18 protein-coding genes are annotated in these 18,319 nt (G+C 64.3%); 5 read left to right on the top strand and 13 right to left on the bottom strand.

Translation table 11 applies throughout. The features are described from left to right. The first annotated feature begins 3 nt into the window (after positions 1-3). Positions 4-708 (top strand): RlmE family RNA methyltransferase, encoded by a 705-nt coding sequence (locus tag GSQ90_RS09185; protein ID WP_158814534.1) that lies wholly within the window; start codon positions 4-6, stop codon positions 706-708. An 18-nt stretch (positions 709-726) separates the two neighbouring features. Here the strand turns inward: GSQ90_RS09185 and GSQ90_RS09180 are convergent, their stop codons facing one another. Then, positions 727-2,145, bottom strand: coding sequence for an MFS transporter (locus tag GSQ90_RS09180; RefSeq protein ID WP_158814533.1), 1,419 nt, complete (start codon positions 2,143-2,145; stop codon positions 727-729). Positions 2,146-2,382: 237 nt separating this feature from the next. Between GSQ90_RS09180 and guaB the strand changes: the two genes are divergently transcribed. Next, entirely contained in the window at positions 2,383-3,873 is a 1,491-nt protein-coding gene (guaB, locus tag GSQ90_RS09175; protein WP_158814532.1) for an IMP dehydrogenase, read from the top strand. Positions 3,874-3,882: 9 nt separating this feature from the next. Here the strand turns inward: guaB and glp are convergent, their stop codons facing one another. The 5 genes from glp to GSQ90_RS09150 are packed head-to-tail and all read right to left on the bottom strand — an operon-like array spanning position 3,883 to position 8,076. After that, the gene (gene glp, locus GSQ90_RS09170; RefSeq protein ID WP_158814548.1) at positions 3,883-5,103 is read right to left on the bottom strand and encodes a gephyrin-like molybdotransferase Glp; all 1,221 of its coding nucleotides are present in this window, start codon (positions 5,101-5,103) and stop codon (positions 3,883-3,885) included. Positions 5,104-5,114: 11 nt separating this feature from the next. Continuing rightward, entirely contained in the window at positions 5,115-5,603 is a 489-nt protein-coding gene (gene moaC, locus GSQ90_RS09165; protein WP_158814531.1) for a cyclic pyranopterin monophosphate synthase MoaC, read from the bottom strand. After that, positions 5,600-6,421: an indole-3-glycerol phosphate synthase TrpC gene (gene trpC / locus GSQ90_RS09160; protein ID WP_158814530.1), complete on the bottom strand. Its 822-nt coding sequence runs from the start codon at positions 6,419-6,421 to the stop codon at positions 5,600-5,602. The genes moaC and trpC overlap by 4 nt, the downstream gene beginning before the upstream one ends. A gap of 17 nt (positions 6,422-6,438) precedes the next feature. Continuing rightward, the gene (gene trpD, locus GSQ90_RS09155) at positions 6,439-7,452 is read right to left on the bottom strand and encodes an anthranilate phosphoribosyltransferase (RefSeq protein WP_158814529.1); all 1,014 of its coding nucleotides are present in this window, start codon (positions 7,450-7,452) and stop codon (positions 6,439-6,441) included. A 15-nt stretch (positions 7,453-7,467) separates the two neighbouring features. Then, positions 7,468-8,076, bottom strand: a complete 609-nt coding sequence (locus GSQ90_RS09150; RefSeq protein ID WP_158814528.1) for an aminodeoxychorismate/anthranilate synthase component II — start codon at positions 8,074-8,076, stop codon at positions 7,468-7,470. A gap of 229 nt (positions 8,077-8,305) precedes the next feature. Here GSQ90_RS09150 and GSQ90_RS09145 point away from each other — a divergent pair, with 229 nt between their 5' ends. Beyond that, positions 8,306-9,088 carry an SDR family NAD(P)-dependent oxidoreductase gene (locus GSQ90_RS09145; protein WP_158814527.1) on the top strand — a complete coding sequence of 261 codons (783 nt, stop codon included), beginning with the start codon at positions 8,306-8,308 and terminating at the stop codon, positions 9,086-9,088. A gap of 45 nt (positions 9,089-9,133) precedes the next feature. On the opposite strand, the gene GSQ90_RS09140 is transcribed toward GSQ90_RS09145, so the two are convergent. The 3 genes from GSQ90_RS09140 to GSQ90_RS09135 are packed head-to-tail and all read right to left on the bottom strand — an operon-like array spanning position 9,134 to position 10,885. Next, positions 9,134-10,117, bottom strand: a complete 984-nt coding sequence (locus GSQ90_RS09140; RefSeq protein WP_371418350.1) for a deoxyribodipyrimidine photo-lyase — start codon at positions 10,115-10,117, stop codon at positions 9,134-9,136. Between the two features lie 6 nt (positions 10,118-10,123). Next, on the bottom strand, positions 10,124-10,576 hold the full coding sequence (locus GSQ90_RS32820) for a deoxyribodipyrimidine photo-lyase (RefSeq protein ID WP_371418349.1): 453 nt from the start codon (positions 10,574-10,576) through the stop codon (positions 10,124-10,126). 54 nt (positions 10,577-10,630) lie between these two features. Continuing rightward, the gene (locus GSQ90_RS09135; RefSeq protein WP_158814526.1) at positions 10,631-10,885 is read right to left on the bottom strand and encodes a hypothetical protein; all 255 of its coding nucleotides are present in this window, start codon (positions 10,883-10,885) and stop codon (positions 10,631-10,633) included. 231 nt (positions 10,886-11,116) lie between these two features. Here GSQ90_RS09135 and GSQ90_RS09130 point away from each other — a divergent pair, with 231 nt between their 5' ends. Both GSQ90_RS09130 and mfd read left to right on the top strand, forming a co-directional pair. Then, entirely contained in the window at positions 11,117-11,422 is a 306-nt protein-coding gene (locus GSQ90_RS09130; RefSeq protein WP_158814525.1) for a succinate dehydrogenase assembly factor 2, read from the top strand. Beyond that, entirely contained in the window at positions 11,419-14,952 is a 3,534-nt protein-coding gene (gene mfd / locus GSQ90_RS09125; RefSeq protein ID WP_246731496.1) for a transcription-repair coupling factor, read from the top strand. The genes GSQ90_RS09130 and mfd overlap by 4 nt, the downstream gene beginning before the upstream one ends. Before the next feature lie 27 nt (positions 14,953-14,979). On the opposite strand, the gene GSQ90_RS09120 is transcribed toward mfd, so the two are convergent. Genes GSQ90_RS09120 through GSQ90_RS09105 form a run of 4 tightly spaced genes read right to left on the bottom strand, consistent with a single transcriptional unit; the run spans position 14,980 to position 18,151 of the window. Beyond that, positions 14,980-15,291, bottom strand: coding sequence for a hypothetical protein (locus tag GSQ90_RS09120; protein WP_246731495.1), 312 nt, complete (start codon positions 15,289-15,291; stop codon positions 14,980-14,982). Then, a complete protein-coding gene (locus tag GSQ90_RS09115; protein WP_158814524.1) occupies positions 15,281-16,363 on the bottom strand; it encodes a hypothetical protein in 1,083 nt (360 codons plus the stop codon). Before GSQ90_RS09115 ends, GSQ90_RS09120 begins: the two co-directional genes overlap by 11 nt. 14 nt (positions 16,364-16,377) lie before the next feature. Further along, positions 16,378-16,794 carry a DUF4383 domain-containing protein gene (locus GSQ90_RS09110; protein ID WP_158814523.1) on the bottom strand — a complete coding sequence of 139 codons (417 nt, stop codon included), beginning with the start codon at positions 16,792-16,794 and terminating at the stop codon, positions 16,378-16,380. 7 nt (positions 16,795-16,801) lie between these two features. Then, positions 16,802-18,151, bottom strand: coding sequence for an FAD-binding oxidoreductase (locus GSQ90_RS09105; protein ID WP_158814522.1), 1,350 nt, complete (start codon positions 18,149-18,151; stop codon positions 16,802-16,804). Positions 18,152-18,319: the final 168 nt, after the last annotated feature.

The raw sequence follows: 18,319 nt of genomic DNA, 5'->3' as shown, positions 1-18,319 counted from the left end.
TTCATGGCCACAGGCGGGGGTGGCTCAGGACACGAGGGCGGTCGCTCGCTCAAGACGAAGGTGCGCACCGCCAAGAAGCGCAGCCTCTCGTCGACGCTTTGGCTGGAGCGCCAATTGAACGATCCTTTCGTCGCGCAAGCGCGACGGGAAGGATTCCGGTCCCGCGCCGCCTATAAGCTGATCGAAATCGCTGAGAAATACCACCTGTTCAAACTCGGCCAGAGAATCGTCGATCTTGGCGCGGCGCCGGGCGGCTGGTCGCAGATCGCCGCCAAAAGCGTCGGTTCGCCCGATGGTAAGGGCAGGGTGGTCGGCATTGACCTGCTCGATATCGATCCTATCGAGGGCGTCGAATTCAAGGTGATGGATTTCCACGATCCAGAGGCGCCCGCGCGATTGACGGCGATGCTCGGCGGCCCCGCCGACGGCGTGCTGTCCGATATGGCGGCCAATGCGACCGGTCATCGCAAGACGGATCACCTGCGCATAGTCGGTCTTGCCGAGCTCGCCGCTGATTTTGCGCGCGGAATCCTGGCGCCGAACGGCTTCTTCCTCGCCAAAGTGCTGCATGGCGGCACCGAGGGCGAATTGCTCGCCAGCCTGAAGCGCGACTTTGCGACCGTCCGCCACCTCAAGCCGAAGGCGAGTCGCGCGGGAAGCGCCGAACTCTATGTGCTGGCGACGGGGTTTCGAGGGCGGCCGAGCTAGCGGCCGGCGCTCGGGTTCTTACTCCGCCGCCGCGGGGGCCGTTTCACCGACGGCGGCCTTGCGCCCGGAGACTTCGGCGCCGGCATCCGGCGTCAGGCGCGCGAAGATCGCGACCGAGGCGACCGAGATCAGCGCCACGACGAAGAAGGCGGGCCCAAAATCCCGGGTGACCAGGGCGCCGTCGCCGTAAAAAAATTGCACGGATTCGAGCGCCGCGGCGCCGGCCGCGATGCCGACGGTCTGCGACATCTGCTGCGAAACGCTGGAAAAGCTCGTCGCGCGGCTCATTTTCGCCAAGGAGATGTCGGCATAGCCGATGGCGTTGAGCGCGGTGAATTCCAGCGAGCGGAAAAAGCCGCCTAGCAACAGGGCGGTCAAGATGAGCCAGCCCGGTGTCGTCTGCGTGAAGAGGCCGTATGACGCGAGGAAGATTGCGCTGATGACGGCCGTGATGATCAGAACGCGGCGAAAGCCGAAGCGGCGAAGGATCGCGCTTGCGGAGAACTTCATCATCATCGCGCCCGCCGCCGCCGCGAAGGTGAGAGAACCCGATGCGAAGGGCGTCAATCCGAAGCCAAGTTGCAACAGCAACGGCAACAGGAACGGAATGGCCCCGATGCCGACGCGAAAGATGAAGCCGCCGACAGCGCTCGAGAAGAAGGTTGGTATCGACAGCAGGCTGAGGTCCAGGATTGCGTTGGGCTCGCGACGGGCGTGGCGGACATAGGCGATCAGCGAGGCGAGGCCGAGCACGATCATCGCCGCGTTGACGGGCGCGGAAACGAAGCCGCGCCCGATCAGGGTCAGTCCGAAAATGAATGTCGCGAGCCCGAACCCCGACAGCAGGAACCCGGTGAAGTCGAAACGCGTCACCGTCTTTTCGCGCAGATTTTCGATGAAAGTCAGGGCCAGCGCGATCCCGAGGATTCCGATCGGGACATTGATCCAGAAAATCCAGCGCCAATGGAAATAGGTTGTGATGAAGCCACCAAGCGGCGGCCCTGCAACCGGACCGATCATCGCCGGAATTGTCAGATAGGCAAGTGCGCGGACAAGGTCGCTCTTCGAGACGCTACGCAGCAGAACCAGCCGCCCGACGGGCACCATCATCGCGCCGCCGACGCCTTGGAAAATGCGGGCGGCGATCAATGTGCCCAGGGAATTGGAGGCGCCGCAGAGAATTGATCCAAGGGTGAAAACGCCGATGGCCGAGCAAAAGACGGTGCGGGCGCCGAAGCGGTCGGCGACCCAGCCGCTTGCCGGAATGAACACCGCCAGCGTCAGCATATAGGCGGTCAGCGCCAGTTTTAGAACAATTGGATCCTGATGCAGATCGAGGGCGATCGCGGGCAGTGAAGTCGAGAGCACCGTCCCGTCCATATTTTCCATGAACAGGGCGGTGGCGATGATGAAAGGCGTCAGAACAGCGGGTCGCATGGTGACTCTGGCAAATCGAAGTCCCCTTGTGGCGCCGCGCGGCGAAGGCCGCAACGTTTGGCGGCGCTTTTGGCGCGCTTCGGCGCCAGAAGAATGCTCACGAAGCGTTGATCGGACAATACGACGCCCTGTTCGCGCGAGATCGACCGTGTTAACAGCCCATGCCACGCGCGGGAATCGCGCCCTTGATGTGAACGCGGCTCCGACCTTTCAGGAGCGCTAACGGAAGGACCCGCCATGGCGACCGTCGAAAAGTCAGTGTTTCCCGAAGGCCTCGCCTTTGATGACGTATTGCTGCGGCCGGGGCATAGCACGGTCATGCCGAGCCAGGTCGATATTGGCGCGCGGCTGACGCGCTCGATTCGCCTCAATGTGCCGATCATCTCCTCGGCGATGGACACCGTGACCGAAGCGCGCCTCGCCGTGGCGATGGCGCAGGCGGGGGGCATCGGCGTCATCCATCGCAACCTGTCGCCCGAGGATCAGGCGGATGAAGTGCGCAAGGTCAAGCGCTTCGAGAGCGGCATGGTGGTCGATCCGATCACGATTTTTCCTGACGCGACCCTCGCCGAAGCGCTCGCGCTCATGCGCCGCAGCGCCATATCGGGCATTCCGGTCGTCGAGCGCGGCGCCAATGGCAAGCCGGCCCGGCTTGTCGGCATTTTGACCAATCGCGATGTGCGCTTTGCCGACGACCCGCGCCAGGCGATCAGCGAACTGATGACGCGCGACGTCGTCACCGTGCGCGAGGGCGTCGGCAAGGACGAGGCGCGCCGGCTGCTGCACCAGCGCCGGATCGAGAAACTGGTCGTCGTCGACGAAGACGGGCATTGCGTCGGCCTCATTACGGTCAAAGACATCGAGAAGGCGACCCAGCATCCCCACGCCGCCAAGGACGCGGAAGGCCGCCTGCGCGTCGCCGCGGCGACGACAGTCGGCGACAAGGGCTATGATCGCGCCGAGCTTCTGATGGCGGCGGGCGTCGATTGCCTCGTCGTCGATACGGCGCACGGCCATTCCGAGCTGGTGCTCGATCAGGTCCGGCGCATCAAGCGCGCGACCAACAAGGTTTCGATCATCGCCGGCAATGTCGCCACGCGCGAGGGCGCGCAAGCGCTGATCGACGCGGGCGCCGACGCGATCAAGGTCGGCATCGGGCCGGGTTCGATCTGCACGACGCGAATCGTCGCGGGCGTCGGCGTGCCGCAGCTCACCGCGATCATGGAGGCGGCGGAAGCGGCGCGTGCCGCCGACATTCCGGTCATCGGCGACGGCGGCATTAAATTTTCGGGGGATCTGGCCAAGGCGATCGCCGGCGGCGCCGATTGCGTCATGATCGGATCGCTGCTGGCGGGAACGGATGAGAGTCCAGGCGAAGTGTTCCTTTACCAGGGCCGGTCCTACAAGACCTATCGCGGCATGGGCTCGCTCGGCGCCATGGCGCAGGGTTCGGCGGATCGCTATTTCCAACAGGATATCAAGGATCAGATGAAGCTTGTTCCAGAAGGCGTTGAGGGACAGGTTCCCTATCGCGGCCCGACTGGCGCGATCATTCACCAGTTGGCGGGCGGCCTGCGCGCGGCGATGGGCTATGTCGGCGCGAAAGACATCGCCGAGTTTCAGGCCAAGGCGCAGTTCATGCGCATTTCCTCGGCCGCCCTGCGCGAAAGCCACGTTCATGACGTGGCGATTACGCGCGAAAGCCCGAATTATCCCTCGAGCCTGTGAACGAATTGGTCAGAGCCCCCATTCGTCGAGCCTGATGATCCGACAAGCCTCGCCGCGTCGCGTCGCGGGCGCGTGGGGCGGGCGAACGACGAGGCATTGGGCTCGCGCCAGCAATTTGACCAGCGACGAATCCTGGCTCGTGAAGGGCGTCGCGACCAGCGCGCCGCCTGCGTCGCGCGCCAATGTCGCACGCAGATAATCCTGCCGCATATCGTTGGCGGCGACATCCGCGCCGAGCGCCGCCGGTTCGCTGACATCAGCGCCGGCTTGGGGATCGCCGGCAAGCGCGCGCAACAGCGGCGCCAGGAACAGAATCGCGCAGACAACCGAGGATACGGGATTGCCCGGCAAGCCGAGCACGCGCATGGCGCCGAGCCGCCCCTGCATCAGCGGCTTGCCGGGGCGCATGGCGATGCGCCAGAAGCCCAATTCGAGACCGGCGTCGACCAGCGCCCGCTGCACAAGATCGTAATCGCCGACCGAGGCGCCCCCAAGGGTCACGAGAATATCGGCTTCGATCTCCTGAGCGCGGCGGAAGCTGCGCGCGAGGGCGCCCATTTCGTCGGCGGCTATGCCAAGATCGACCGATTCGCCGCCGCATGCCGCGACAATGCCGGCGATCGCATAATTGTTGGACGCCACGATCTGCGAGGGGCCAAGCGCATCGCCCGGCCGCACGAGTTCGTCGCCGGTCGCCAGAATAGCGACGCGCGGCCGCCGTCGCACTGCGAGGGTCGGATGGTTGGCGGCGGCGGCGAGAGCAAGATCGCGCGGACTCAATCGCCGCCCCGCCGGCAGCAAGAGCTCGCCTTCGACAAAGTCTATCCCTGCGTCCCGCACATTATGGCGCGAGGTCTCGCGGGTTTTCGCGACGAGTAAATCACCCTCGCGCGCGGCATTCTCCTGGATCAGAACCGCGTCGGCGCCTTGGGGCATCGGCGCTCCGGTGAAGATACGCACGGCCTCATGCGCGCCAACCGCGCCGGTAAAGGCGCGCCCGGCCGCCGATTCGCCGATCACCCTCAACCTCGCAAGGGAAGGCGCGGTGTCGGCGGCGCGCAACGCGTATCCGTCCATCGCGGAATTGGCGAACGGCGGCTGCGTGCGCAGGGCGTGAAGGTCGCTCGCCAGCGTGCGCCCGAGGGCGGCCTCGATGGAAACGGATTCCTCTGTGACGGGTTTTGGCGCCGAGGCGAGCACGCGGGCCAAAGCCTCGGCGACCGAGATCATGCCCTCGGCGCTCACGCGGCGCTTTCGGGCGCGCGCCAGTCGCCGGACTTTCCGCCGCTCTTTTCGAGCAAGCGCACGCCTTCGATGCGCATGCCGCGATCGGCGGCCTTGGCCATGTCATAGATGGTGAGGCAGGCGATCGAGACGGCCGTCAGCGCTTCCATTTCGACGCCGGTCTGTCCGCGCGTTTTCACCTCGGCGCGCACGCGCAGGCCGGGCAGCGCCTCGTCGGGCGCGATGTCGACGGAGATTTTGGTCAGCAGCAGGGGATGGCACAGCGGGATCAGTTCATGCGTTCGCTTGGCCGCCATAATGCCCGCGATGCGCGCCGCGCCCAGCACATCGCCCTTCTTCGCATCGCCCGACAAGACCATCGCCAGTGTCTGCACGGCCATGATCACGTGGCCCTCGGCCAATGCGACCCGCGCCGTCTCGCTCTTTCCGGAAACATCGACCATGCGCGCCTCGCCCGAAGCGCCGATATGGCTTAGGGCGCTCAATGCGCCGTCTTTGCATGTTCCGGCTCGACGCCGGTCAGCAGCGCGCGCGTCGCCGCCGCGACATCGTCCTTGCGCATCAGGGATTCGCCAACCAGGAAAGTCTCGATGCCGACATTGGCGAGGCGCACGCAATCGGCGTGGCGCGAAATGCCGCTTTCGCCGACGACGACCCGGTCCTTTGGAATGAGGCGCGACAGCCGCTCGCAGACCTCCAACGTCGTGTGGAATGTGCGCAGGTCGCGATTGTTGATGCCGATCAGCCTGGCCTCCAGCGCCAGCGCGCGCGCGAGCTCCTCCTCATCATGCACCTCGACCAGCACGTCGAGCCCGAGGTCATGGGCCGTCTTGTTGAGGGTTCGCGCGCATTCGTCGTCGACAGCCGCCATGATGATGAGGATGCAATCGGCGCCCCAGGCGCGCGCCTCAAGCACCTGATAAGAATCGAACAGGAAATCCTTGCGCAGCACCGGCAGGCGCGCCGCTGCTCTGGCCATGCCGACATGCTCGGGTTTGCCCTGGAAAGAGGGTGTGTCGGTGAGGACCGAGAGGCAGGCGGCGCCGCCCGATTGATAAGCTTTGGCGAGCGCGCGCGGATCGAAATGTTCGCGGATCAGACCTTTGGAGGGACTGGCCTTCTTGATTTCAGCGATCAGCGCGAAACGGCCGGCGGCCTGCTCGCGCTCGATCGCCTTAAGAAAACCGCGCGGCGGCGTCTGGTCATGGATCTCGCGCTCAAGCGTGGCGCGCGGTACGCGCACTTTCGCATCGGCGATTTCGCGCCGCTTGTAAGCTTCGATCTTGCGCAGAATGTCGGACATGCCCAATCCCGCCCCGGTCAATCGTTCGAAACTTTGACAAGCTTGGCGAGCGTGCGGCGCGCCTCACCCGATTTGAGCGCCGCCGCCGCGAGAGTGACGCCTTCGCCGAGTTCGCGCGCCTTGCCCGCCACGACCAGGGCGCCGGCGGCGTTCAGCAGCGCGATGTCGCGATAGGCGTTCTCGGCCCCCTCAAGCACTGCGAGCAGCGCTTCGGCATTATATGCGGCGTCGCCGCCCTTGAGGTCGGCGGGCTGCGCGCGTTTCAGGCCAACCTCTTCCGGCGTCACCTCGAAGGAGCGGATTTCGCCGTCACGCAATTCAACCACGCTTGTCGATCCGGTCGTCGTCATTTCATCGAGGCCGTCGCCGCCATGGATGACCCATACGCGCTCCGAACCGAGATTGCGCAACACCTGCGCCACTGGTTCAAGCCAGGCGCCGGAGAACACGCCAATCAATTGGCGCCGAACGCCGGCGGGGTTCGACAAAGGCCCTAGCAAGTTGAAGATCGTGCGCGTGCCAAGCTCGACGCGCGCGGGTCCGACATGGCGCATCGCCGCGTGATGCGTGGGCGCCATCATGAAGCCGATGCCCGCCTCTTTGATGCAGCGCTCGATCGCCGCCGGTTCGATGCCGATCTTAACGCCAAGCACGCCGAGCGCGTCGGCCGCGCCCGATTTCGACGAAGCAGCGCGATTGCCGTGTTTGGCGACGGGAACGCCGCAGGCCGCGACGATGATCGCGGCGAGCGTCGAAACATTGTAGGAGCCGGATCCGTCGCCGCCGGTCCCGACGACATCCACGGCATCGGCCGGCGCTTCGACGCGCAGCATTTTGGCGCGCATCGCCGAAACGGCGCCGGTGATTTCCTCGACGCTCTCGCCGCGAACGCGCAGGCCCATCAGGAACCCGCCCATTTGCGCTGGCGTGACCTCGCCCGACAACATCGCGTCGAAAGCGGCCGCTGCCTCGGCGCGGCTCAAATATGCGCCGGCGGCCACCTTGCCGAGAAGAGGCTTGAACGATTCCATTCCCGACCGGTCTCCTTAATGGACGCGGGCCGCGTCGGCGCCGTTGAAGGCGCGCGCGAGGTCCAGAAAATTCCGCAAAATGAGAGATCCATGCTCCGAAAGAATGCTCTCGGGATGAAATTGTACGCCATGCGTCGGCAATTCGCGATGCGAGACGCCCATGATCAGGCCGTCTTCCGTTTCGGCGGTGATTTCGAGGTCCGCCGGCGCTGTGGCGCGATCGACGATCAGCGAATGATAGCGGGTCGCCTGAAACGGGCCATTGATGCCGCGGAAAACCCCGCGCGCATTGTGGGAAATGCGCGAAAGTTTACCATGCATCGGCAGCGGCGCACGCACGACTTCACCGCCAAAGACCTGGCCGATCGCCTGATGGCCAAGGCATACGCCGAGCATCGGAATCGTGGCGCTTGCGGCGCGAATGAGTTCAAGGCAGATGCCCGCCTCGTTGGGCGTGCAGGGGCCGGGGGAGAGAACGATGGCGTCGGGCTTGGCGGCGAGCACGTCGGCCGCCGAAATCTCGTCATTTCGCCATACCGACACATCCGCCCCCAACGCGCCCAGATAATGCGCGAGATTGAAGGTGAAACTGTCGTAATTGTCGATCAGCGTGACGGTGGGCATCGGAATCTCGGTAAAAGCAGCGGCGAAGCGGCGCGCGCCTGCTCATCTTTTCCGACGCTGCGCCGCCCCCGTCAAGCTGCGCGGGTAGACCGGGTGGCGCAGGAGCGCAAGAGGCGCGCGTCCCGCTCGCCCTTTCGATAGGCCCTTGTTGCTCGGCGAGCGCCTATGAGGGACATTGCGGTCAAGGCAAGCGAGCCGCTCATTGTTCGAAGACCACAGAGAGACATTCATGACGTACAGAGCCAATCCTGACGACGGGATCGCCTGGGTCACAGGCGCCAGCTCCGGCATCGGGCGCGGGGTCGCTCTCGAGCTGGCCCGACGCGGCTATGTCGTCGCCGCCAGCGCGCGCCGCGCCGAGGAATTGCAGACCTTGGCGAGCGAAGCGGTAGGCCATCCCGGGCGCATCGAGCCGACGCCAGTGGACGTGACGGATCGCGAGGCGATGGCGAAAGCCGTCGCGGAAATCGAATCGCGCGGCCCGATCGCGCTGGCGTTTCTCAACGCCGGCGGTTCCTTTGACGATGCGGCTGGCGATTTTGGCGGGGCTGGATTTCGCAAAACATTCGAACTGAATGTCTTTGGCGTCGTCAATGGCCTCAATCCGCTGATGAACGCCATGAAGACTAGAGGCAAGGGCCAGATCGCGATCAACGGATCGCTTGCCGGCTATGGCGGCCTGCCGGGAGCGGGCGCCTACGCACCGAGCAAAGCGGCGATCATCAATCTGGCGGCGGGCGCGAAATTCTCCGGCGATCGCATCGGCGTGACGATCCAGATCGTCAATCCCGGCTTCGTGCGCACGCCATTGACCGCCGCCAACACCCATCCCATGCCCGGAATCATCGATTGCGACGACGCCTGCCGGCGCATCTGCGACGGCTTCGAGCGAGCCGGATTCGAAATCGCTTTCCCGCGCAGGCTCGCCTGGTCTCTCAGGGCGATGAATCACTTGCCCTATCGCCTGTATTTCGCCCTGATGAGCCGCGGCGCCCCCAAGCGGGCGAATTAGGCGCCGCCGTGCGATATTTCGAAAAATGGAACGCGAGCGCTGCGTTCACCCGGTCATCGTCTTGAATGCCGCAAGAGCCCTCTCGCGCGCGAATCGATGATCGACGATCGGGAAGGGATAGCTGTGGCTGAGCGTCACGCCAGCCTTTTGCAGGGCGACTGGCGACGCCAGCCACGGCGCGTGGATGGCCGCCGCGTCGAGTTCGGCAAGCTCGGGGATCCATCGGCGGACATATTGTCCCTCCGCGTCGAATTTCTGGCCCTGCAGCACGGGATTGAAAATGCGGAAATATGGCGCGGCGTCCGCTCCGGAACCTGCGACCCATTGCCAGCTCGCGGGATTATTGGCGGGATCTGCGTCGCATAAAGTATCCCAGAACCATCGTTCGCCGCGCCGCCAGTCGCAAAGCAGATGTTTGATGAGGAAGGAGGCGGCGATCATTCGCACGCGATTGTGCATGAAGCCGGTTCGCCAGAGTTCGCGCATGCCGGCGTCGACGATGGGGTAACCGGTCAGACCGCGCGTCCAGGCGGCAAAGCCGGATTCATCGTCGACGAACGGAAAGGCGTCGAAACGGCTCCGCCAATTGCGCGTCGCAAGATCGGGGAAGGCATAGAGCAGCGTGTAAGAGAATTCGCGCCAGCCCAGTTCGGCGAGAAATTTTTCCGCGGAACGCGCCTGCGCCTGGCCGGCGGCGAGGGCGTTCTCAATCGAGCTTGCGATGCGACGCGCAGAGATTTCGCCAAAGCGCAGATGCGGCGATAGCCGCGACGTCGTCTCGCCGCCGGGCTTGTCGCGCGCCTCCGGGTAATCGCTTAGCGCCTGGCTGAGGAAGGCGCTGAGTCTCGCTCTCGCTCCCTTCTCGCCAGGGCGCCAATTCTCCGCCAGGCCGCGCGACCAGTCTGGCTTCCTGGGCGTCAGCCCCAGTTCCTCAATTGTCGAGCGCGCCGGCGCTTCTTCCGGCCAGGGGGCTGCCTGAAGCCTCGCTGGCGCCGCGATCGGCGCGGGGAGGGTCCCAAGGGCTTGCAAGCCCCGCTAGAACGCGGAAAAGACGCGGAACGGCGCGCCCTCGCGAGTCACGACTTCCCAGGGCTCCCGCAAGAGCTGTCCGTTGAAGCTGCTTGCTTTGCAGCCTTGCACCAGCAATGTCGCCTTGATGCGCGTATCGACGGCGATCTGGCTTGCGCCATAGCGTCGGGTCCAGAACGCCTCGCGCGCACCGCAGGCCTGCGCGATGCGCGGCAGGATCGCTTCCGCGCGACCGCGGACAATATCAAGTCTTCCGCCGATTGCCGCTATATCGTCTGCAAGCGAGGCCAGCGAGCGGGCCAGCCACCATCGGGACGCGCCGCCAAGTAGACGGAAAGTTTCGGTTTCTTCGAGAACATAGACGATCAGAACGGGCCGCCCGGCCGACGCAGCAAGTGCGGGCTGGTCGTCGAGCCGCAGGTCGTCGCGGAGCCATACTATAGCGGGTGTTTGGCTCACGCGCCGCGCTCTCCCGCGCTCTCGGGTTTGACGAAGGGTGGGCGCGTTGTCAGCCTATCGGTACGCCGCCGGGTTGTTGAGGCATTTTTCCATTTCTGCCCGCAAATCATCTTTCTTCAAGTGTTTTGCCGCCACCAGGCTTTTACAATCTACGGCGTCCGCGTCTGTCGGGGTGTCTCGCGACGCCTTCATGTCCGCCCATGCGGGGGCCGCGAGAATTGAGAGGCCGACCAGCAGGACGAGCGGAGATTTGTTTTTCATGATTGAAATACGCGGCGGTGCGCTCGCGAGATGACGATTTCCCTTCACGATTCCGTGATATCCGAAGCAAATCGCGCATATGACGCGGGACTCAGGCCGGCAATTCGGGCGCCGCAATGCAATCCGATTCTAATCGATTGAAATCGTGAGCCTTCAAGCGAAATTCGAACGGGTGAATATCTGCGCGGCGACTGCGGGCTGACAGGCGGCCCTGGCCTCGCTATAAGCCGCGCGGGGGAAGCGTTTCGCTCGAACCTGCGCATCCCACGAGGAAATCCTATGACCGGCTCGGATCTGTCGAGCGCCGGGCTTGACGCCCGCCGCCGCCGTATTCTTTTCCGCGCGTGGCGGCGCGGCATGCGCGAGATGGATCTGGTCATGGGGCAGTTCGCCGATGCGCAATTGCCTGATATGTCAGAGGCCGAACTTGATGAGTTCGAGCGCCTGCTCGACGCGCCCGACCCGTCGGTGCTGGCCTGGATCACCGGCGAGGAGCCTGTTCCCGCACCATACGATACGCCTTTGTTCGCACGGCTGCGCCTGGCGCCCCGTGAGGCTTTGGCGAAGGAAACATTGCGCACGTGAATAAGATTGTCCCGCCCGCCGGCCTGTTTGGCCAAGCCGTCAGTCGTCTCGCGGAGGGAGGCGCGCTCACGCTCGCCTCGGCGCCCGAAGGTTTCGACGCCTTCGTCATTGCCGACATCGCCTCGGGCCTGGCCAAAGCGGGCGAGGATCGCGCGGTCGCGCTTTGCTTCGTCGCGCGCGACGGGCAGCGCGCCCAGAGCTTCATCGACGCTCTGGCTTTCGCCGCGCCGCAGATCGAGGCGCTCTATCTTCCTTCGTGGGATTGCCAGCCCTACGATCGCGTCTCGCCCAATGCCGCCATTTCCGCGCAACGCATGACGGTGCTGGCGCGTCTGGCCCGCACGCGCGGCGCGCTCGAGCGCCCGCGCGTTCTGGTGACGACGGTGAATGCGCTTGTGCAACGCGTTCCGCCTTTGACTTTCGTCGCCGCCGCCGCCTTTTCGGCGGCGCCCGGCAATAGCGTTAACATGGAGGAACTCGCGCGCTGGCTGGAGACCAACGGTTTTTCGCGCGCGAGCAGCGTGCGCGATGTCGGCGATTACGCGATGCGCGGCGGCATTCTCGATCTTTACGCGCCGGGCGCGCCCGCGCCGATACGGCTCGATTTCTTCGGCGACGCGCTGGAATCGATCCGCTCGTTCGATCCCGAAACGCAGCGCAGCGTCGGGCAATTACGGGCGCTCGACCTTGTGCCGATGAGCGAGGCGCAGGTCACGACTGAAACGATCCGCCGCTTCCGCCAGGCCTATGTCGCCGAATTTGGCGCGCAGACGCGCGGCGACGCGCTTTATGACGCGGTCAGCGAAGGGCGCCGTCATGCCGGTTTCGAACATTGGCTGCCGCTGTTCTATGGCGCGATGGACAGTCTGTTCGACTATATCGCCGACGCGCCGGTCGTTCTCGACGCGCGCGCCGAAGAAGCCGCGCATGAACGCCTCGCGCAGATCGCCGATTATTATCAGGCGCGAAAGACGGCTTATGAGGAAGACGGCGCCAAGGCCAATTATCGTCCGCTGAAGCCGGACCAGCTCTATCTGTCGGAAGAAGAATGGCGCACGCGTCTCGCCAAGGCGCCGCTGGCGCGTCTTAACCCCTTCGCCGCGCCGACGGGGGCCGCGAATATTATCGATTGCGGCGCGCGCGTCGGGCGTAATTTCCTGGCCGAGCGACAGGACGAAAACGTCAACGTCTTCGACGCCGCCGTCGCCCATATCCGCGCTTTGCGCGATAGGGGTCTGCGCGTGATCGTCGCCGGCTGGACCGACGGTTCACGCGAGCGCCTGTCGCATGTTTTGGCCGAACACGGCTTGAAGTCGGTGGAACTGGCCTCCTCCTATCCTCAGGCCAAAACCGCGCGAACGGGCGCGTTGCCGCTGGCGGTCATTGCGATCGAGCAAGGCTTTGAGGCGGGCGACTTCGCGATTATCGGCGAACAGGACATTCTTGGCGATCGCCTCGTGCGCCAGCGCAAGCACAAGCGGCGCGCGCAGGATGTGCTGGCCGAGGCGTCCTCGCTGGCGGCGGGCGACCTTGTCGTGCATATCGACCATGGCATCGGACGCTTCGTCGGATTGAAGACGATCGAAGCGGCGGGCGCGCCGCATGACTGCCTCGAAATCCATTACGCCGGCGGCGACCGCCTGTTCCTGCCGGTCGAAAATCTCGAACTTCTCTCACGCTACGGCTCCGAAGGCGGCGACGCGCAGCTCGACAGGCTCGGCTCCTCCGGCTGGCAGACGCGCAAGGCGCGGCTGAAGAAGCGCGTGCGCGAAATGGCGGGCGAGTTGATCCGCATCGCCGCGGCGCGCCAGTTGCGTGAAGCGCCGCGTCTTCGCGCGCCCGAGGGGCTCTACGACGAATTTTGCGCGCGCTTCCCCTATGACGAGACGCTCGACCAGGCGAATGCGATCGAGGCGACGCTCGACGATCTCAATTCCGGCCGGCCGATGGACCGGCTCGTCTGCGGCGACGTCGGCTTCGGCAAGACTGAGGTGGCGCTGCGCGCCGCTTTTGCCGCCGCCATCAACGGCAAGCAGACGGCGATCGTCGTGCCGACCACTTTGCTGGCGCGCCAGCATCACAAGAACTTCGTCGCGCGCTTCGCGGGCCTGCCTGTCAAGATCGGCCAGCTCTCGCGCATGATCGGCTCCGCCGAACAGCGCGAAGTAAAGCAAGGCCTCGCCGAGGGCTCCGTCGATATTGTCGTTGGCACCCATGCGGTGCTCGGCAAGACGGTCGGCTTCAAAGACCTCGGCCTGGTGGTGATCGACGAGGAGCAGCATTTTGGCGTCGGCCATAAGGAGCGCCTGAAGGATCTGCGCGCCGAAGTGCATGTATTGACGCTGTCGGCGACGCCGATCCCGCGCACTCTGCAATTGGCGATGACGGGCGTGCGCGACCTGTCGATCATCGCCACGCCGCCCGTCGACCGGCTCGCCGTGCGCTCTTTCGTCTCGCCCTTCGATCCGCTGATCGTGCGCGAGGCACTGTTGCGCGAGCGCTATCGCGGCGGCCAGTCTTTCTACGTCTGTCCGCGCATCGACGACCTCGACGAAGCGGCCGCTTTCCTGCGCCAGAATGTGCCGGAGGCAAAATTCGTAGTGGCGCACGGGCAGATGGCCGCGACCGAACTCGAAGACAAGATCGGCGCTTTCTACGACGGCAAATATGACATCCTGCTGTCGACATCGATCGTCGAATCCGGGCTCGACATCCCGACCGCCAATACGCTGATCGTCCACCGCGCCGATATGTTCGGCCTCGCCCAGCTTTATCAATTGCGCGGCCGGGTCGGACGGTCGAAGACGCGCGCCTATGCGATCTTCACCGTGCCCGCGAACAAGCCGATGACGCCGCAGGCGGAAAAGCGGTTGAAAGTCCTGCAATCGCTCGACACGCTCGGCGCGGGCTTTCAGCTAGCAAGCCATGATCTTGACATCCGCGGCGCCGGCAATCTGCTCGGCGACGAACAATCGGGCCATGTCAAAGAGGTCGGCTACGAACTCTATCAGCAGATGGTGCAGGACGCCGTGGAGCGCCTCAAAAGCGGCGTCGAGGAGCCGGCGCAGGAGATGTGGTCGCCGAGCATTTCGCTGGGCGCGCCCGTCACCATTCCCGAACATTATATTCCGGACTTGCCGACCAGGCTCAACCTCTATCGCCGCCTCTCCGCGCTTGAGCAGGACGAGGATATTGACGCGATGGGCGCCGAGATCGTCGACCGTTTCGGGCCGATGCCGCAAGAAGTCGCTTTGTTGATGAAGTTGGTGACGATCAAGGCCCTGTGCCGGCGCGCCAATGTCGAAAAGCTCGACGCCGGTCCTAAGGGCGTGACTTTGGCCTTCCGCGATAATTCCTTCGCCAATCCGACGGCTTTGGTGAAATGGGTGACGGCTCAGGGCTCGATCGCAAAGGTCCGCCCGGACATGCGCATCGTCGTCATCGGCGATTTCGAGGAATTGGCCGAGCGGCTGGACGGGACGCTCAGGATCATGCGGGAGCTGGCGAAAATCGCGGGGCGGAAGGGGTAGGGGCCAATCGCGCGGCCACGCGGCTTCCTAAAGGCTTCGCTTCCCCGGCCTGCATGTCGCTTGCAGCGCCGGCCAGACAAACCAGGCGCCGCCCGCATAGAGGCGTCTGACGAGGCCGACGCCATTGGCCTTGGCGGTGACGAAGCCTTTGCCCATCGAAAGAATGGACGCATCGCCGGCGTCGACGGCGGCGATGAGGCTGGCCGTCGGTCCAAAGACGACGACAGCGGGCGGCTCTACCAGCAAAGCCAGCGCCGCCATGCCGCCGAACCAGACAAGCAAGGCGACGCCCAACCCGACGATGACGCGGCGCGCTTCACAGCCGGGGTTAATAATCATAGGCGTGCTCAAATTCGGCGCCTTGTTTTCCGACTTCGCCGATCAGGCGCGTGAGCGCTCCGACATCGGTGTCGAGACCAATCCGCCGCCAGCCCGGCCGCGACTGGAGCGGAATGCTAAAAATTTCAATCGCGCCAGGCGTGGTCAGCTTCGCCTCGGCCGGCGCGACAATGGTCGTCAATATGCGCCGATTGCCGGCGATTTCAATGACATCGCGGCCGCGCGCGCCAAGGCGGCGAAGGATTTCAGTATATTCCTGATAGCGCGGCGTTTCGATCAAGGTCGCGCTGTCGCCGATGTCGCGCAATTTCTTGATGCGAGGCTCCGCGGCAAGGTCGTCGGCATCGAGATGGGCGACCACGCTCATCAAGCGCAAGTCGGCTGGCGAATAACCGGCGAGCGCGCCAATCGCGATGGCGTATAGCGCCTTGCCGCCATATTCGAGGCTGAGCGCGAAGCGCCGTTCGAGGCTCCGTAACAGATTGCCATGGTCGAGCGGCGTCTTGCGCCAGAAACGCTGCAATTGCGGCCAGAAGGGATAGCGATACCAGGGCGTCTGCTGCAGGAAGGCGGCGTAGGAATCGGCCGCCGCAAGCGCAAATTCGTCCTCATCCGTGCGCTGCGGCCCGCGCATCCAAACCGTCGCCGCGCCGATCGTGCGCTCGTAGAGGCCGGTGATCGTCATTTCGGCGGTGAAACTGAGGCCGATGATATAATTGGTGATCTTCTGGTCGGAGGTGACCGGTCCGACGCGACCGGCGGCGATCGTTGCGCGACAGAGACTGCGCCAAAAGCCTGTGACGCTCGCGATATAATCGAAGGCGGATTCTGAGGATTGCCGCGTCACCCCAGCGAGGTCCGTGTAGGCGTGGACGATGTACCATTCGGGATAGGTCAGGTAGCTGTCGCCTTCGGCGCGGCGATAGCCTTGTTCGGTAAGGTTGAATGGATTGGCTTCCGCCGAGGGCAGATCGGGCGTCGCCTCGCAGCGTGTTTCGACATAGGCGATCGGCGCCGCGCAGAGAATGACGACTATTCCCAGCGCTGCGAGCGCGCGCCGGAGCCATTTCATGGCAGCGCCTCGCCTCAATTGCGCGCGCCGATCAACAGGCGCTCGCCGAACCAGCCGGCGATGATGCCAAACGCGCCAAGGAACAGATGCGGGACGCTGGAGAAGAGTTTGATCAGCGGCGGATTGTTGAGGACGCCCTGGGTGATGATGCTGAGATCGAGAAAGCCCGAACCGGTGAAGGTCCCCATCACCCCGTCGAGAAAATACAGCGTTCCGAAAATCTTCAGGAACAGCGTTGCGGCGCGTCGCGACATGATCGCGGCGACCAAGGCCCAAAGGCCGGAAGCGACATGTAGCGCGTCCTTGTAGATATCGAGCTTGAACAACCCGAAAACCTTGCCTTGGGCATCGAGGAAGGTGGGGATGTAGTCGGTCGCGGCGGCAAACCACAGCGCAAGGCAGAGCAGAAGCGCGGCGAGGCGGGGGATCATGCTGTCCTCATGAGAAATAGGCGTCCCACATCGCGTTGCGGAACAGGAGTTTGGGATCGTAGAAGCGTTTGCGGTCAACGAAACGCGCTGTTCCGGGATAGGCTTTTTCGACCTGGTCGCGGCTCGCATGAAGGCGGTAGGGCAGGTAGAACGCCCCGTCCAGCGCGATGACGCGATCGATCAGGCGTTGGGTCGTCTCCAGCATATCGATTTCGCCTTCGGTCGACATTTCCTGCGAGAACGACATAACGGCCGCGATTCGCGGCTGCGGGGCGAAAGCCATCACGGCGGTTTCGTCGGCGCCGACATAGCGCAACGTGACATTGATGAATTCGGCCTTGGCCGGCGGGATGACCTCCCGGCAGGCGGCGAGGAACGCGCGAAAACGCTGCGGAGGGACGAAATATTCGTGCAAAATGTCGGTGCGATAACGAGACGGATTGGCGAGATTGGAGACGGGTTCGTTGAGCAGGCTGTTGCGCGTGGCGAGACCTGAGCCGATGCTCGGATTGAGCCGGGATTCGGCGAGCCAGCGCAGGCGCTTGGGGATTTCGCTGCCGATCTGCTCGCGATAAATGGCGTTGGAGATCGCGGTCATTGCGCCCCCGCTTGTCGCCGCGGGCAGCGGCGAGGGCTGGGGATCGGCCGCGCGATAGGTCGTCATAAGCGCCTCGCTGAAAAAATCACGGCGGGCGACGGACAGCCGGCCATAGGCCAGCAGAATTGCAGGGTCCTTTTCCACGGCGGGAATGAAATGGTCGGCGAATTCGTCGCCTGGCATCAGGACGACCGTCGGCGCAAGCAGCACATTTCTGGCCATTTCGACGTCGAGATCGACGATGATTCCAAACAGGCCGTAGCCGCCCATTGCGAGCGAGAAAAGCTCCGCGTTTTGGGTTCTCGAACATTCGACCAGCGAGCCGTCCGCCAACATCAGGCGCAAGGCGCGCACCGTCGAGCCGAAGGGCCCATGGGGAACGGGCCAGCCATGCGCGTTGATGCAAAATGTGCTGGCGACGCCGAAATCATTGTTGGACTGCATGACTTTGGGCGAAAAACCCAGAGGGTCGAGCCTGGCGATCACTTCCGACCAGCGAGCGCCCGCCGAAACGCGATAGACCTCATTCGCCGTATCGATCTCGAACCAGGGATTGTCGAAGGTGATCGCGACCCCATCGCGCGGCAAACTCTGGCCGCCCATCGAGTGCCGCGCGGCGCCCATCGTGACGCGATGTCCAGCGTCGGTCGCGGTTTTCAGCTCAAGCCGCAACGCTTCGATCAGCGCGCCTTGCGGGTCGCTTTTGGGACGCCAATGCTTGAGGACCGGGGTCGGATTCAGCCGGCTCGCGTCGTTCATGATGAGCCGCGGATCAGCGCGAGCAGCGACTGGGAGCTGCAACGCGGCGCCGGTCGCGAGCGCGGAGGCGATAAAAGCGCGGCGACTAGCGGTCAGGCGAGGCAAGTCGACATATTCCCGTGCTTTGGTCCGGCGGCGCGATTCGTCATGCGAAGTTCAATTCCCTTA

The sequence above is a fragment of the Methylocapsa sp. S129 genome (genome assembly GCF_009765995.1).
Classification (GTDB): domain Bacteria; phylum Pseudomonadota; class Alphaproteobacteria; order Rhizobiales; family Beijerinckiaceae; genus Roseiarcus.
The sequence above is the reverse complement of the archived record's forward strand: the minus strand, read 5'-3'. Positions and strand labels throughout refer to the sequence as shown.

What these genes read in the sequence shown, in the direction of transcription:
- GSQ90_RS09185 (WP_158814534.1), top strand. Translation starts at nt 4, where the DNA reads ATGGCCACAGGCGGGGGTGGCTCAGGACACGAGGGCGGTCGCTCGCTC.
- GSQ90_RS09180 (WP_158814533.1), bottom strand. Translation starts at nt 2,145, where the DNA reads ATGCGACCCGCTGTTCTGACGCCTTTCATCATCGCCACCGCCCTGTTC.
- guaB (WP_158814532.1), top strand. Translation starts at nt 2,383, where the DNA reads ATGGCGACCGTCGAAAAGTCAGTGTTTCCCGAAGGCCTCGCCTTTGAT.
- glp (WP_158814548.1), bottom strand. Translation starts at nt 5,103, where the DNA reads ATGATCTCGGTCGCCGAGGCTTTGGCCCGCGTGCTCGCCTCGGCGCCA.
- trpC (WP_158814530.1), bottom strand. Translation starts at nt 6,421, where the DNA reads ATGTCCGACATTCTGCGCAAGATCGAAGCTTACAAGCGGCGCGAAATC.
- trpD (WP_158814529.1), bottom strand. Translation starts at nt 7,452, where the DNA reads ATGGAATCGTTCAAGCCTCTTCTCGGCAAGGTGGCCGCCGGCGCATAT.
- GSQ90_RS09150 (WP_158814528.1), bottom strand. Translation starts at nt 8,076, where the DNA reads ATGCCCACCGTCACGCTGATCGACAATTACGACAGTTTCACCTTCAAT.
- GSQ90_RS09145 (WP_158814527.1), top strand. Translation starts at nt 8,306, where the DNA reads ATGACGTACAGAGCCAATCCTGACGACGGGATCGCCTGGGTCACAGGC.
- GSQ90_RS09130 (WP_158814525.1), top strand. Translation starts at nt 11,117, where the DNA reads ATGACCGGCTCGGATCTGTCGAGCGCCGGGCTTGACGCCCGCCGCCGC.
- GSQ90_RS09120 (WP_246731495.1), bottom strand. Translation starts at nt 15,291, where the DNA reads ATGATTATTAACCCCGGCTGTGAAGCGCGCCGCGTCATCGTCGGGTTG.
- GSQ90_RS09115 (WP_158814524.1), bottom strand. Translation starts at nt 16,363, where the DNA reads ATGAAATGGCTCCGGCGCGCGCTCGCAGCGCTGGGAATAGTCGTCATT.
- GSQ90_RS09110 (WP_158814523.1), bottom strand. Translation starts at nt 16,794, where the DNA reads ATGATCCCCCGCCTCGCCGCGCTTCTGCTCTGCCTTGCGCTGTGGTTT.
- GSQ90_RS09105 (WP_158814522.1), bottom strand. Translation starts at nt 18,151, where the DNA reads ATGAACGACGCGAGCCGGCTGAATCCGACCCCGGTCCTCAAGCATTGG.